General features: G+C 64.6%; 10 protein-coding genes. 6 read left to right on the forward strand and 4 right to left on the reverse strand.

Annotated features, from left to right (window positions below):
- The first annotated feature begins 45 nt into the window (after positions 1 to 45).
- Positions 46 to 1281, forward strand: coding sequence for a hypothetical protein (locus RO07_RS25920; RefSeq protein WP_147284505.1), 1236 nt, complete (start codon positions 46 to 48; stop codon positions 1279 to 1281).
- Positions 1282 to 1651: 370 nt separating this feature from the next.
- On the opposite strand, the gene RO07_RS12135 is transcribed toward RO07_RS25920, so the two are convergent.
- A complete protein-coding gene (locus tag RO07_RS12135) occupies positions 1652 to 2413 on the reverse strand; it encodes a YdcF family protein (RefSeq protein WP_039411019.1) in 762 nt (253 codons plus the stop codon).
- Between the two features lie 176 nt (positions 2414 to 2589).
- Positions 2590 to 3702, reverse strand: coding sequence for a site-specific integrase (locus RO07_RS12140; RefSeq protein ID WP_039411021.1), 1113 nt, complete (start codon positions 3700 to 3702; stop codon positions 2590 to 2592).
- 177 nt (positions 3703 to 3879) lie between these two features.
- Here RO07_RS12140 and RO07_RS12145 point away from each other — a divergent pair, with 177 nt between their 5' ends.
- A complete protein-coding gene (locus tag RO07_RS12145; RefSeq protein ID WP_052267221.1) occupies positions 3880 to 4926 on the forward strand; it encodes a DNA-binding protein in 1047 nt (348 codons plus the stop codon).
- 20 nt (positions 4927 to 4946) lie between these two features.
- On the opposite strand, the gene RO07_RS12150 is transcribed toward RO07_RS12145, so the two are convergent.
- The gene (locus tag RO07_RS12150) at positions 4947 to 6512 is read right to left on the reverse strand and encodes an efflux transporter outer membrane subunit (protein WP_237171427.1); all 1566 of its coding nucleotides are present in this window, start codon (positions 6510 to 6512) and stop codon (positions 4947 to 4949) included.
- A gap of 130 nt (positions 6513 to 6642) precedes the next feature.
- On the opposite strand from RO07_RS12150, the gene RO07_RS12155 reads away from it, so the two are divergent.
- From RO07_RS12155 to RO07_RS12165, 3 genes are all read left to right on the forward strand, one after another.
- Positions 6643 to 7803 carry an HlyD family secretion protein gene (locus RO07_RS12155; protein WP_039411024.1) on the forward strand — a complete coding sequence of 387 codons (1161 nt, stop codon included), beginning with the start codon at positions 6643 to 6645 and terminating at the stop codon, positions 7801 to 7803.
- A gap of 155 nt (positions 7804 to 7958) precedes the next feature.
- Positions 7959 to 9503 (forward strand): DHA2 family efflux MFS transporter permease subunit, encoded by a 1545-nt coding sequence (locus RO07_RS12160; RefSeq protein WP_052267576.1) that lies wholly within the window; start codon positions 7959 to 7961, stop codon positions 9501 to 9503.
- A gap of 223 nt (positions 9504 to 9726) precedes the next feature.
- A complete protein-coding gene (locus tag RO07_RS12165; RefSeq protein ID WP_039411026.1) occupies positions 9727 to 10281 on the forward strand; it encodes a winged helix-turn-helix transcriptional regulator in 555 nt (184 codons plus the stop codon).
- Between the two features lie 90 nt (positions 10282 to 10371).
- Here RO07_RS12165 and RO07_RS12170 read toward each other — a convergent pair whose 3' ends face one another.
- Positions 10372 to 12498: a putative bifunctional diguanylate cyclase/phosphodiesterase gene (locus RO07_RS12170; protein WP_039411028.1), complete on the reverse strand. Its 2127-nt coding sequence runs from the start codon at positions 12496 to 12498 to the stop codon at positions 10372 to 10374.
- A gap of 410 nt (positions 12499 to 12908) precedes the next feature.
- Between RO07_RS12170 and RO07_RS12175 the strand changes: the two genes are divergently transcribed.
- Positions 12909 to 14633: a mechanosensitive ion channel family protein gene (locus RO07_RS12175; protein WP_052267222.1), complete on the forward strand. Its 1725-nt coding sequence runs from the start codon at positions 12909 to 12911 to the stop codon at positions 14631 to 14633.
- Positions 14634 to 14640: the final 7 nt, after the last annotated feature.

The raw sequence follows: 14640 nt of genomic DNA on the forward strand, positions 1-14640 counted from the left end.
TTTGCTCGTTAGCGCCTTACCGCTCGTACACAACAACGAATCGTCATGAAAATTCCTGCACAGTCCAGCATCAGTCGCTTGTCTCATCCGTATTCCGGTGGGTGGAGCACGGTGCCCCATCGGCAAGCGCCGGCCTGGGCGGCCGATTGTGTAGGAATCACTCGCGGAGCCTCGCCGGCTTCGTCCAACATCCAGCCTTACCTCGACGCCTCGGCCAATACCCGACTGATTGAGTCTCATCCCTATGCCGGCGCGTGGAGCACGGCGCCCCATCAGCAAGCGCCAGCCTGGACGGCCGATTGTGCAGGAATCACTCGCCAAGCCTCGCCGGTTTCGTCCAACATCCAGCCTTACCTCGGCCCCTCGGCCAGTACCCAATTGACCGAGGGGCCCGGTTTCCATCCCGACTCGGGGCAAATCAAGCTGTCGCAATCTGTCGGCGCCCCATCGTTTGAGGCAGAGGCACCTCCTGCGCCGGGCAATGGATCCGTGAGCGCTTGGGAGGCAAATTGTATTAGGGTCAGTGCCGCTCCCTCACAAGCCATCATCGATATGCCAATCGACCTTAATCGTCTATCTAATTCGGGACTCATCGAGTGGCTCGGCTTTGCTCCCGGTTCGGAGCAAGCCAAACCAGAAAGGCGCACGGAACAAGGGGCATCGGGCAATACTCAGGCGAGTAGTGTGCGCCGCCGCAGGGCTCCGCCGATCCCCGTTGACAAGGTGAAAACTTTGTGCGAGCTCGGCCCCGAGAAAATTGAAAAGCTGGGCGGACTCAGGGGCGTGGCCAAGAAGTACAACATCGCTTACACGACTGTTCAGAAGTACATTCTTGTGGACGGTACACCAGGACCGCTGGCCAACGATCGGCTCAATCCACATGAGAAAGTTGTGGTGACCAATGACTTGCTGAGGGAGTGGGAGACGCTCAGCGCGGCGCAAATTGAAGACATGGGCGGACTCATCGGCGTGGCTGAGAAGTACAACGTCAAGTATGGCGATGTGAAGGAGCATGTTAGTGCCACCGGCGGGCTGAGCCAAGTAGGCATGGACCGGCTCTACCCGGACATGAGAAATCCGGTCACCGACGCCATGGTGATTGCTTGGAGTGAGCTCAACGCGGCACAAATTAAAGATAAGGGCGGAATCTATGGCATCGCCCGAGAGTACAACGTAAAGGTCTCCACACTTAGGCATTTACTTTCGCTTACCGGACTGAAGAAGCCCGGCCAAACGCGGCTCGCCAACGCTCTCGAGCGGCAGAAGGCAAACGTTGCCTGACCTCATCAAGGTGATCCTATTACGCATTAGGGGCCGCCACGGGCGCGGAGCCGGACAGGAAGTACGGACTGCATGATGACCGCAGGTAGCAATGGCGCAACGAGCGGTTCGCGATAGCGCAGGCGGTACCAGCCCATCCAGTAACGCATGGCCGATGGGTAGCTCTGGCGTATTGGCCATACGCGCAATGCGCAAAAGATGCAATTAATATGAGTCTTTCGCGGGCCACCCCCTGAAATCGACAGGCGTAGCGGCCCGATAGCATCCAACGCAGGAACGATTACGTCGGCCGTTTCGGGACCACATTATTTGAGAGTGGCTGGAGCGGCGCCTCGGGAGAGCTCAAAGCGTTGTCCTCGCCGCTGCCGCATTATGCGTCGCCCGGCTGCTGCCTCACCGGATTCCAGCCTAGCGCGTTATACACATGGTAACGGGCGATCCCGGTATATTCATGCAATGCGAAATCCGCGACGGCGAAGTTGTACGACAGCGGCAGCGCAGACATTCTTGCGCGCAGATAGTCGGCACGCACCGGTGTCGCGGTGACCCCAAAGTGCGAGAAATACAGCATGCTGCGTCGCATATGGATGCCTGACGACACCAGTAACGTGCGGCCGGCATCGTAGCGCCGAAGCAACGCGCTGGTGAATTGTGCGTTCTGCCAGGTATTCATACTGTCGGACTCGAGAAGCACATCAGTTGCCTGGATGCCGAGTCTGAGCAGAGATTTCCGATAGACGATCGCTTCTGGGGAGCCGGTTTTCTGCGCATCGCCGCCACTTACAAATATCTTGCAATCCGATTCCGTCTTGCGACAGTCGTTATAGAGTTCTGCTGCTTCAACGATGCGCGCGTACGAGAACGTTCCCGGTTCGACGGAATTGGTGCGCGCGACCTTTTCGGTGCCGGCACCCAGCAGCACAATCGCATTGCGTTTGCTCCATTCGATTGTCGGCCTCACGTCATAGGCTGATTGCAGGTTGCTCAACAGCCATGCCGGAATGGGACCGCAGCCGACCGCCAGAAACAAGATGATCGATATAGCGTAGAGTGTTCTACTTGTGCGACGCCATTTGAGTGCTGCGCAACTAGCGGCGAGCACAATCACTACGACAAGCATCGTGAGAGTCATCCGAATAGCCTCCGATAAGAAGTACGCCAATTGGCCGTTTCGCAAATCAACGTGCGATTAATTTAGCATCGGCGTACGAAGGCTCCTGATGGCGGCCCAAAACGGACATCGGCTATGCGTGCGTGAGTACACATGAACAGGATCCGAGCCTGCAAATCCGTTGGGCTGGTTTCGCGTCAGTTCGCGGAAGCGGTCCCGCCGGTCCCCTCGGTGCCTTCGGTGTCATCCCCCATCAAATCGGCCGCCCGCGAACGTTGCATGTCAGCGCGCCGGAAGTAGCCGATGACGGTCGCCACGCTCGTATGCCCGGTCATCGTCATGGTCTCGGCGAGCGGCACTTGCTGGCGCGCCGCTTCCGTCACGAAGCCCGCTCGCAGCGAGTGAGCCGAGAAGTCTCCTTCCAGTCCAGCAAGTGCACAACGCGCGCGAACGATGTCGCGCACGGCCGCTTCGGTGAGTGCCTCACCGACATGCCCGCCGCGCCGCACGCGACGAAAGATGGCGCCCTGCGTAATGCCGGCGGATGTCAACCAGTCAGTGAGCGCGACGCCGGCCGCACCCGTGACCGGCTTGTCGTTTTCTGGCAGGTCGACGCCTTGCTGGTTCGTTTTCGACCAGGCGAGTGTGTAGACGTATTGGTCCGGTCCCGTGCGCCGCACGTTTTCGCACGTCGCGCGTACGACTTCCGAACGGCGTCGCCCGCCGCTGGCCCACGCGAACAGCAGCAAAGCCCGGTCGCGCTTGCCTCGCAGCGAGTCGTCGCAGGTGGCGAGCAGGGCACGCAACGGCTCGCGCGTGAGGGCGTCTTTCTTGGCCGTTCGCACCCCCCGTTTCGCATAGGCGCGTCGCGTTTTGGCGAGCAGTTCGCGCACGGCGGGCTGCGCACAGGGATTCGGTAGATCGCGCGACGTGTGCAACTTGCCGATGACGCTCAGCCGGTGCAGCAGGGTGGCCAGGGCCGGTGGCCCAAGCCGGCCTTTGAGCCCTTGCGCGACGAGTTCGGCGTCCAGCGCGGCGGGCATTTCCGTCGTCAGCCCGTGCTTGCCCTGATGCTGTGCGTGGTCGACGACGAACTGCACGATGACCGCAGGCGGCAGCGGCGCAACGAGCGGCTCGCCATAGCGCAGGCGATACCAGCCCATCCAGTACCGCATGGCCGATTGGTAGCTCTGACGCGTATTGGCGGAGTCGCCTTCCCGGACGAGCGCCTGCACGGCGGCTCGGGCATCGACATCGAGCAAGGCCGGATCGAGTGGACCCGGCAGGCGAAGGGGCGGGGCATTCGACATCGGCGCATTTCGCTTCGAGCGGCGTGGTGAAATGGCATCGGATGTAATTTTCTTACCGAACATATAATTTCATATGTAATATGTAATAAATATAACGTTTATTGCCAATAAGGATCGATAATCTTCCATTATCGTGGGTTATTTGGCAATGTCACCGTTCGAAAGGAGTTTCCGCCCATGGCTCAGCTTTCCTCGTCGAATTCGACTCCGCAAATTCCGCAAATTCCGCAAACCCCGGCGCCGCGCCCGGGCGGTCGTGGCATCTCGGAGCTGGATGTCTGGACCGCAGCCGATGCGTTGTTGATGGCTGGCCATCGTCCGACCATCGAACGCATTCGCCAGCAATTGGGGCGCGGATCGCCAAACACCGTCAGCCCCTATCTCGACGCGTGGTTCGCGGGCCTCGGGGCTCGATTGAAAGGCGCGGGGCATGGGCCCGCGGCGCTCCCCGAGGGCATGGCGATGCCGGAGTCGGTGGCTCGGGCGGCGCTCGATTTGTGGACGCTCGCGCTGCAGGAAGGTCGCGCGGCACTGGCAGAAGAGGCCGCGGCGCAACGCGCGGTGCTCGACGCCCGGGAAGCTGAGCTGGCGGCGGATCGTGAAGCGCTGGAGCAGGCACGCGCCGTGTTGCACGAGCGGGTCGCGTCGGCGGAGACAGCGGCCGCGGACGCGCGTCAGGCGCGTGACGAGGCGCAAGCCCAGGCGCGTCGTGCGGAAGCCCTGCTGATCGATGCACAGGCGGACGCCGTGACATCGCGGCAGGCGTTGGCCTCAGCCCGCGACGCCGCGCAGGCATTGCAAGACGAGCATGTGAAACACCGCGCGGGATGGGACGCCGAGCGCGCCAGGCTGATTGAACGCGCCGACGCCAATGAACGCCGGCTGATGCTCGAACTCGACGCGGCGCGTGAGTCGATCAAGTCGCTGCAACAAGAACGCAAGCAGGGGCAGCGCGAACTGCAGGAGGTACAGACGGCGCTGTCCGCCATGACCGAAGCGCAGCACGAAATACGTTCGGCCAAGGCACTCCAGGACGCTGTCATTGCGCGCCTGCGTGAGCAGGTCAGTACGCAGGAGGCGCTTGCGGCGACCTATCAATCGATGCTCGCATCACCAGGGGTGTCGGCGTCCGTGGGGCGTGCTGCGATTGCCACCCGCAAGCGCCGCGTCGGCAGCGCTGCGCCCGGGGCGGCCTCGATCCTCCGGAGAGCGCGGCGGACTTGAACTTGAGATTGGCCGGCGTCTTATTGTGCCGGCGTCTGTGCCAAGGTCCGCGGCGGCGCATCCCATCCGCCACCCAGCGCGCGGAATGTGGCCACGGCCGCGCGGGCGTTGTCGGCCTGCGCGAGCGCATCGGCGTCGCGCACCGTGAGTAGCTGACGGTCCGCGTCGAGCACTTCGTAAAGACTCACCGTGCCGCCGGTATAAGCCTCTTGTGCGCTGTCTCGCGCCCGCGTCTGTGCTTCCACGGCGCTTGCCAGGTCCTTGCGCTGCTGTTCCAGTTCGACGAGCGACACGATCGCGTTCTCCACGTCTTCCGTTGCGTGCAGCATCGTCAGCCGGTATTCCGCGAGCGCCTGTGCGTTGGCGCCGCGTGCCTGCGCCACCTCGGCGTCGATCCGACCGAAATCGAAAAGCCGCCATCGCAGACCGAGTGCAGCCAGCGGTTGGAACGTCGCCGCGCTCGGTACGCGTCCGCCCGCCAGCGTCTCGAATTCCAGCACGCCCGACAGGGAAAGCTTCGGGTAATACTCGGCCAGCGCTGCTCCGATGCGCGCGTTCGCGGCGGCGAGCCGACGTTCGGCGGCAATGACGTCCGGTCGACGACGCAAGAGATCTGCAGGGGCGCTCGCGTCGGCGATGGCCGGGATGGCGATGGGCCGGGCATGCGCGTCATCGCGCTGCGTGGCCTCGCTCATGCGGCGCGCGTACGTGCCGGGCGCGGCTCCCATCAGCACATCCAATCGGTTGAGCTGCGTCTCGCGCTCGATGCGCAGCGGCGGCAGTGTCGTGCGCGCCTGGGCGAGCAGGGCTTCGGACTGCGCGAGTTCGCGGGCGGTGGCCAGTCCGTCCTTCAGGCGCAGCCGCACGATTTCCATGAGACGCGTGTCGGTCTCGATCTGATCCTGCGCGATGGCCAGGCGTCGCTGTGCCGCCCGCACACGGAAATAGGCGTCGGCCGCCTCGGCCACGACGCTCACTCGAACCCCGTCACGCTGCGCTTCGGCCGCCTGTGCCACGGCACTCGCCGCCTGTGCGGTTCGCGCCAGCCCGCCAAACAGATCCAGTTCCCAACTCGCGCCTGCGCCGATGTCGTAATCCGTGGAGTTGCGGTTGTAGCCCGGCCTGCTGCGCGCCAAGGCGCCCAGCGGGCTTTCCAATGACTGGTGTTGCCGCGTCACTCTGCCATTGAGCGCGAGCGACGGCAGTCGTTGTGCTCCCGCGGCGCGCGCTTGTGCCCGAGCCTGCTCGACGCGTGCCATCGCCGCCTGCAGATCGAGGTTCTGGACCAGCGCCTGCTCGACGATGCCGGTGAGCACCGGATCCTGAAACCGCGTCCACCACGCGTCGAGAGCTGCGGCGTCCTGCTGCGTGCCGGTCCGTACGCCGAGCGCCGCATCGCGCTGCTTGAGCAACACGCCGCTCGCGAAATGCTCAGGGAGATCGACCTTCGGGGGCGCATAGTCCGGGCCGAGTGCGCATCCCGCCAGCGTGCTCACCGCGAATGCCAGCCAGACATGGCGCAAAGAGAAGGGGGGCGCGACGGGTGGCGTAGTCCGCTTGGGCGGCATGGTGCGAGCGAAGGACATGACGGTAAATTAGTTACTTGCAAAATAATAGTTTGCAACTCTATACTCACTTCCATTATGAAAGCAACAACTCGTTGCAACTTGCGCCGTCCCCCATGCCACCCCTCATGAACTGAAGAAGGATCGACCCATGACATCCCCGAATTCCCCCGCCCCGAGCGCTGCCCCGACAGGCGGCTTTCCCGGCAAGCGTCTCGCGGCGCGCGGCTTCGTTGTGCGCGGCGTGGCGATCGTGGCGGCGCTGGCCGTTCTCGGCTACGGCGTCTACTGGTGGACGACGGCGCGTTATCTGGAATCCACCGACGACGCGTACGTCGGCGGCGACGTTACGGTGTTGGCGCCGAAAGTGCCGGGATACATTGCGCAAGTGCTCGTGACGGACAACCAGGCGGTCAGGGCGGGTGACGTCCTCGTGCGGCTCGATGACAGGGATTACCGAGCGGCGCTCGCCAAGGCGGAGGGTGCTGTCGCGGCACAGCAGGCGCTGCTCGCCAATCTCGACGCCACCGCGAGGCTGCAGACGGCAGTGATCGCACAGGCGCACGCGAGCGTTGCGGCCGTGACCGCCGACGCCCGTCGCGCTCATGACGATCAGGTGCGCTATCAGGACCTCGTCGCCAAGTCCGCCGTGTCGGTGCAGAGTGCGCAGAAGGCGGACGCCGACTACAAACAGATCGTGGCCAATCGTGATCGTGCGCAGGCCGGCGCCACGGCGGCGGAGCGTCAGCTCGACGTCATCGCCACCCAGAAGCAGCAGGCGCAGGCCGCTCTGGCGCAGTCGATAGCCGAGCGAGACATCGCCAGACTGAATCTCGAGGACACCGTGGTGCGTGCGCCGGTCGACGGCACCGTCGGCAATCGCCGGGCCAGGACCGGGGCGTATGCACCGGCCGGCACGCAACTGCTGTCGATCGTGCCGGCGCACGGGCTATGGGTCGATGCGAACTTCAAGGAAGGGCAACTCGCGCGGCTGCGCCCCGGCATGCCGGTGAAGATCGAGGCCGACGTGTTGCCGGGGCGGGTGTTCCACGGTCGCGTTGCGAGTCTCGCCCCCGCGACCGGCGCACAGTTCAGTGTGCTGCCGCCGGAGAATGCAACGGGCAACTTCACGAAGATCGTGCAACGCGTGCCGGTGCGGGTGCAACTCGACGACGCCGACGGGCATCTCGGCACGCTACGCCCTGGGTTGTCGGTCACGGCTGAAGTCGACGCGCGCGGGGAGGGCCGTGAGTCGCCCGCTACACCTGCTACACCCGCGGCACCGGCGGCGGCCAAGGTAGCTGCACGATGAGCGCCGCCGGAGCGGTGTCGCCGACGGCGGCGCCTGCGAACGCACCGGGTGCCGACCATGCCGTGGCGCAACCCGCACCGCCGGGGCCGTCGGCCAACGATGCGCAGGGCGAGGGCCGGCCGCCGGCGCAGGGTGGAGGGTTTTCGGCGGATGCGATGTCGACGCAGGCAAAGGTCGTCGCCTTCGCGACGATGGTCGTCGGCATGTTCATCGCGTTGCTCGACATTCAGATCGTGTCGGCGTCGCTCAGGGACATTGGCGGTGGCCTGTCGGCCGGCGCCGACGAGACGGCGTGGGTCCAGACGAGTTACCTGATTGCCGAGATTATCGTGATTCCACTGTCGGGCTGGCTCTCGCGCGTGATGTCGACGCGCTGGATCTTCGCCGCGTCGGCCGCCGGATTCACGGTGGCGAGTCTGCTGTGCGGGGCCGCGTGGAATATCCAGAGCATGATCGCATTTCGCGCGCTGCAAGGGTTTCTCGGCGGGTCGATGATTCCGCTGGTCTTCACCACGGCGTTCGCGTTCTTTACGGGGCCGCAGCGTGTGCTGGCGGCGGCTGTGGTGGGCGGGTTGTCGTCGCTGGCGCCAACGCTCGGGCCGACCATCGGCGGCTGGATCACGGACAACTATTCGTGGCACTGGCTCTTCTTCGTCAACCTCGTGCCCGGGATCTTCGTGACGGTGACCGTGCCGCTGCTCGTGCGCATCGACCGTCCCGACTGGTCGCTGTTGCGCGGTGCGGATTATCTTGGCATGGTGTTGATGGCCGTTTGCCTGGGCTGTCTCGAATACACGCTGGAAGAAGGGCCGCGCTGGGACTGGTTCGGCGACGACACGATTCGCGCGACGGCATGGCTCGCCGGGTTGTGTGGCATCGCATTCATCTGGCGCAGTCTTGCGTACGCGCGGCCGGTCGTGGATCTGCGGGCGCTGAAGGACCGCAACTTCGCGCTCGGCTGCTTCTTCTCGTTCGCCACCGGGATCGGCATTTTCGCGACGATCTATCTCACTCCGCTGTTCCTGGGACGGGTTCGCGGTTTCTCGGCGTTCGAGATCGGTATCGCCGTGTTCTCGACCGGTATCTTCCAGCTGATGTCGATCCCGGTGTACGCCATGCTCGCCAACCGCGTCGATCTGCGGGTATTGATGATGGCTGGCATCGGCGCCTTCGCGTTGTCGATGTGGCAGTTCGCGCCGCTCACGCACGATTGGGGCGCGGCGCAGTTGCTGCTGCCGCAGGCCTTGCGCGGTGCGGCGCAACAGTTTGCTGTCGCGCCGATCGTCACGCTGACGTTGGGAAGCCTGCCGCCGGCGCGGTTGCGCCTAGCGTCGGGGCTGTTCAACCTGATGCGCAATCTTGGCGGCGCCATCGGGATCGCGGTATGCACCACCGTGCTCAACGACCGGACGAATCTCCATTTCTTCCGGCTCGCCGAGCGCATGGGCGAGGGGAGTCCCGCCGTCGGATCATGGCTCGCCGGCGTGGGAGCGCGCATGAGTGCGGCCGGGCTCGATGCGATCGATGCGCAAACGGCGGCGCTTCGTCAACTCTGGTTGCTCACCTTGCGCGAGGCGCAGACGATGACGTTCGGTGACATCTACGGGGGTCTGGGGCTGATCTTCATTTGCGTGACGTTGATGGTGCCGCTGATGCGGCGGGTTGCACCGCCGAAAGCACCGACGGCTGACGCGCATTGAGGCCTTGGCTGTGGAATTCACTTTAAATGTTTGATATCAGGAATGATTTGTAACTTTTTGATTTTATTCGATTAAAAATGGAGCGAGAAGGAGGGCGCCGGATTCGGTGCGATTGACACCGTCGCCGGCTTGCCAGTCGGGAGCGACGCGCTTATGCTCGCTTGCATGGTAGTAGCAACGGGGTGGCCGGCGTTGTCGCCAGTGCCCTACCGGAGGAAGCTATATGCAACGAAAGACGTTTCGCGACATGCAGTGCCCCATCGCCCGCAGCCTGGAGCGCGTGGGCGAATGGTGGAGCATTCTGATCCTACGCGAGGCCGGATACGGCACCACGCGTTTCGATGACTTCCAGCGCCGTCTGGACATCGCGCCCAACATGCTGACGCGGCGTCTGAATGCGCTGGTGGAGGAAGGTCTGCTCGAGCGTCGGCAGTATTGCGACCGGCCGCCGCGTTTCGAATATTTACTCACCGATGCGGGCCACGATTTCCGTCCAGTGCTGTGGGCAATGTTGGCATGGGGAAACCGGCATTTCGCACCGGAGGGTATTTCGGCACAGCTGGTGGATCGGGAGACGGGGCAAGTGGTCGAGCCGGTGGTGATCGACGCCGTGACGGGCGTGCGGCTGGATCCGAAGCGCCATGTGCCGGCGGCGGGGCCTGCCGCCAGCGAAGGCACGCGCAAACGCCTGGCCCGAGCCGCGGCATTCGCGACGGGGCAAGCGCTCGACGCATTCGAAGACGCCGAAGCGGCTAACGCCTCTCGTTCCGAGGGCTGAGCGTCATTGCGTCGTTACGCGTGCAGCGCGCCGGTGGACACCCGCCGTGCCGCGCCACGTGGCGCAGACACGGCTGCCTGACGCTCAAGCTCAGGCCAACGCCGCAGTCGCGGCGCCGGGCATTCCCGGCAGGGAGGCGAGCAGACGGGCGAACGCGTCGCTCGTAAGTGGCTTGCCGAGCAGGAAACCCTGCAGTTCATCGCAGTCCAGCGTTTTGAGCGCCTCGCGTTGCGATGCCGTCTCCACTCCTTCGGCCACGACGTCCATATCCAGCGAGTGGGCCAGCGCGATGATCGCCGACACCACGGCGCTGCCTTCCTGGCCGCAGGTATCGAGTCCGTTGGTGAAGAACCGGTCCATCTTCAACTGCTTGACGCGGAAGCGTTGCAGGTAGGCGAGGCTCGAATAGCCGGTGCCGAAGTCGTCGATCGCCACTTCGAAGCCATATTCCTGAAACGCGCGAATCACATCGATGGTGTGCTGCGCGTCGAACATGGCCACCGTCTCGGTAATCTCGAACATGAGCCGGTCGCAGGTGACGCCGGCTTCCGTCACGATCGCCACGATGTTCTCCACCAGCGACGACTGCGCCAACTGGCGCGGCGAGAGGTTGATCGCGACTTTCACCGGCGGGAGCCCCGCGGCGTCCCATTCCCTGATGTGCTGGCACGTCGCGCGCACCACCCAGTAGCCGATCTGCACGATCTGCCCGGTGCGCTCGGCCACCGGGATGAAATCGACCGGCTGCAGCTCGCCGAAGGTCGGGTGCGTCAGGCGCAGCAATGCTTCGGCGCCGGCAAGCGCTTCGGTATCGCCCCGGTATTTGGGCTGGAAGTGCAGCGAGAAATACTGCTCGTGCTCCGCGTCGTGCAACGCCTGCTGGATCTCCCAGGTGCGCTGTGCCGCGGCGTTCATGCCCGGTTCGAAGTAGCGGAACGTGCCGCGCCCGGCGCGCTTGGCTTCGTACATGGCGGTGTCGGCGTGCTTGAGCAGCACGTCGATGCTCTCGCCGTCTTCCGGATACACGGCCACGCCGATGCTGGGCATGACGTGCAGCGACTGGTCGCCCACCCGCAGGCCGTCTCGCATATCGTCGAGCAGGCGCTGCGCCACGCGGCCCGCCACCTGGGGCGTGGACAGTGAGCCGAGCAGTACCACGAACTCGTCTCCGCCCAGGCGCGCCACCACGTCGTCGCCATTGACGTTCTTGCGCAGGCGTTTGGCGAAGGCGCGCAGAACGTCGTCGCCCACGTTGTGGCCGAGCGAATCGTTGATGGTCTTGAAGCCGTCGAGATCCATGAAGAGCACGGCGAAGCGGCGCCGGTCGCGGCGCGAATGGATCAGCATGCGCGCGGCGGCGTCGTGGAGCGCGCGGCGATTGGGCAGGTCGGTCAGCGCGTCGTACGTCGCCATGCGGGCGATCTGGGTATTGAGCTGCAGGACGGAGTTGGCGAGGAAGCTGGTGCGCGCATCCAGGCGCGAGACGAGCAGCGTGGTGACCAGGATCAGGAACGTGAACAGGCTGACGGTCGTCACGAGCCACGGCGAGCTCACGCCGGAGGCCGCGCCGCAGATCGTGCCGGGGGGAAAGTTGGCGGCGGCCATGCCGGTGTAATGCATCGTCGTGATGGCCAGCCCCATGACGATGGCGGCGCCCACGCGCTTGGCCAGGACGTACCGCAGGTTGCCGTCGCGCAGCGTCTGTGCGATCCACAGGGCGGCCGTGGCGGCGAGAATGGCGATCGCGACCGACGCCGCGAAAAGCAGCGGGTCGTACTCGATCGCCGGGTTCATTTTCATGGCGGCCATGCCGGTGTAGTGCATGGAGGCGATGCCGATGCCCAGCGTGGTGCCCGCAATGGCGAGCCGCCACCTGGTGAAGCGCTCGCTGGCGACCAGCCAGAGCGCGCCCCACGAAATCGCAATGGCGATGGCGAGCGAGCCAGCCGTGATGGCCGGATCGTAGCCGAGCGGTACGGTCGAGGCGCTGTCGAGCGGCGTCCAGGAGGGTGACAGCGAAAGCGCCATCATGCCGATGAAGTGCATCGACCAGATGCCGATGCCCATGGCGGTGGCGCCCACGGCAAGCCAGGCATGGCGCATGCCGCGGTGAATCAGGAGATAGATGCGACCCGAGAGATCGAGCGCCGTAAACGACGCCAGTACCGCAACCGCGAGCGATAACGCCACGAGCCAACTACTGTACGAACTGGACATATGAAAACCGACCGAAAAGTCCCGCTTAACTGGTTATCGGCACGGGTGGCCGATAGTTGAGGGTCGTGTCGGAATTTTTCCGACGGCAGGCGTCTCCAATTTGCCAGTCGAGTGAGCGCAATGGAATCGGCCGATGTCAGCGCATGCCGCGCCGGTGCTCGACAGTGCCGATGCCATAGTGAATAATCCGTTCATATCTGCCTCCCGCCGGCGTTTCCGGTCACAACCGGGCCAGCCGGCGTCGCATGCGTAACGCGCCTTGAGCGGCGATCCACGGCGTTGCGCTGTCGCGTCCAGGGGGAAATGGGCCAGAGGCCGGATATGGCAGCCCTCGATTTTGCCTGATTTCCGTGGGATTTCCTTGCACCGCGTTCAATCTCGATGAACAACTTGCCCGCAGGAGCCGTGATATGCGCATTCGCATTGGGCTGTTGCAAGTGTTGGTGGTGGTGTGTGGATTGGCCGCGGGGCCGGGTTTTCCGGCCGATACGGTAACGCCGGCGGCGTCCGGAACTGTTGCGGCGGCAGGCGCGAGCGGGGCGGCCACAGCTCAGGCCTCGACCGGCACCACCGCGGCGCTCGACGCGCAGGATGGCGTCGCGCTTCGCTTCATGGACCGTCCGGTCGCCACGTTTCGCGGCGTTCTCGCCGGGGCCTCCCCCGAAGTCCGGGCCGCCCGCGCCCGCGCGGTGCTCGACAATCTGCCGGCCAGTGCGCTCGGTGCCCCGGTGGATATGCTGCATGTCCCCGTGGGCGGCGTTTCCGGCATCGCGTTCCGCGTGCAGGACCACTTTCTTTTCGCGCTGACGGCTGACGACCTTGCGCCGGGCGACCCGCGCGGACTTGACGAGACCGGCGAGGACGTTCGCCAGAATCTCCAGGCGGTGTTTGCCGCACGCCGCGCCCAGCTTCATTGGCCGACGATCCTCCGAGGTGTGGCGCTCAGCGCGCTGGCCACCGGCGTGCTGGCGTTGCTCGTGATCGGCGTGGGGCGCATGCGAACACGGCTGGCGATGCGTCTGCAGGCGGTATTCGAGAAGCACGTCCTGCAACGCACCGCGCGCACGTTCGACTGGACCGGCTCGGCCATGCAGCTCGTGCATCAGATCGTACAGATCGGCGCCGTGTGTCTCGTGCTGATGTTCGCCTATCTGTACCTGATCTTCACGCTGATGCAGTTTCCGGCCAGCCAGCCGACGGCCACGCGCCTGTTCGAATTCCTCTGGGGGCTGGTGGACCGCTTCGGACTGGCCGTGGCCGACGCGATTCCGGGCGTCATGACCGTGGTCGTCATCTTCCTCCTGACCCGGGCGTTGCAAAGCCTTGTCAACAACGTGTTCGACGCGGTGCAGGGCGGCCGCCTGAACATCCCCGGCATGCACCCGGAAACGGCGGGCGCGACGCGCCGCCTGATGTCGGTCATGATCTGGGGACTCGCGATCACGTTCGCCTATCCGCATATGCCTGGCGCGCAGAGCGACGTTTTCAAAGGGCTGTCGGTGCTGCTCGGCCTGATGGTCACGCTCGGCTCCAGCGGCATCGTCAATCAATTGATGAGCGGCATGGTCGTGATCTACAGCCGTTCGCTCAAGAAGGGCGACCTGGTGTCCATCGGCGATGCGACGGGGGTGGTGGTCGGTGTCGATGCCCTCTCGGTGAAGCTCGTCAATCTGGCACAGGAGGAACTGACGATCCCCAACGCGGTGGTCGTCGCCTCGACGGTGCGCAACTTCACGAAGCAGGGCCGGCAGCGCGGTGTGGCGATCAGCACGATGGTCACCATCGGCTACGACACCCCGTGGCGGCAGGTGTACGCCATGCTCATCGAGGCCGCCGAGCGTACGCCGCAGGTGGCGCAGCAGCCGGCGCCGTATGTGCTGCAACGGGGACTCTCCGATTTCTACGCCGAGTACGAGATCTTCGCGACGCTTCGCGATCCGGCCACACGTTTTGCCGCGATTTCGGCGCTGCACGAGAACATTCAGGACGCTTTCAATCGCTACGGCGTGCAGATCATGTCGCCGCATTTCAGAGATCAGCCCGAATCGCCGCTCACGATCCCGCCGGAGCATTGGTATCCCGCCCCGGCGCAGGCGCCGGGGGAGGCGAATGCGACGACGCCATCTCAGTCATAAGGAGCCG

This window comes from Pandoraea pulmonicola (assembly GCF_000815105.2).
Lineage (GTDB): Bacteria > Pseudomonadota > Gammaproteobacteria > Burkholderiales > Burkholderiaceae > Pandoraea > Pandoraea pulmonicola.

Bases quoted from the DNA above. Each gene is read 5' to 3' on its own strand.
- RO07_RS25920 (WP_147284505.1), top strand. From the start codon at position 46: ATGAAAATTCCTGCACAGTCCAGCATCAGTCGCTTGTCTCATCCGTAT.
- RO07_RS12135 (WP_039411019.1), bottom strand. From the start codon at position 2,413: ATGACTCTCACGATGCTTGTCGTAGTGATTGTGCTCGCCGCTAGTTGC.
- RO07_RS12140 (WP_039411021.1), bottom strand. From the start codon at position 3,702: ATGTCGAATGCCCCGCCCCTTCGCCTGCCGGGTCCACTCGATCCGGCC.
- RO07_RS12145 (WP_052267221.1), top strand. From the start codon at position 3,880: ATGGCTCAGCTTTCCTCGTCGAATTCGACTCCGCAAATTCCGCAAATT.
- RO07_RS12150 (WP_237171427.1), bottom strand. From the start codon at position 6,512: ATGTCCTTCGCTCGCACCATGCCGCCCAAGCGGACTACGCCACCCGTC.
- RO07_RS12155 (WP_039411024.1), top strand. From the start codon at position 6,643: ATGACATCCCCGAATTCCCCCGCCCCGAGCGCTGCCCCGACAGGCGGC.
- RO07_RS12160 (WP_052267576.1), top strand. From the start codon at position 7,959: ATGTCGACGCAGGCAAAGGTCGTCGCCTTCGCGACGATGGTCGTCGGC.
- RO07_RS12165 (WP_039411026.1), top strand. From the start codon at position 9,727: ATGCAACGAAAGACGTTTCGCGACATGCAGTGCCCCATCGCCCGCAGC.
- RO07_RS12170 (WP_039411028.1), bottom strand. From the start codon at position 12,498: ATGTCCAGTTCGTACAGTAGTTGGCTCGTGGCGTTATCGCTCGCGGTT.
- RO07_RS12175 (WP_052267222.1), top strand. From the start codon at position 12,909: ATGCGCATTCGCATTGGGCTGTTGCAAGTGTTGGTGGTGGTGTGTGGA.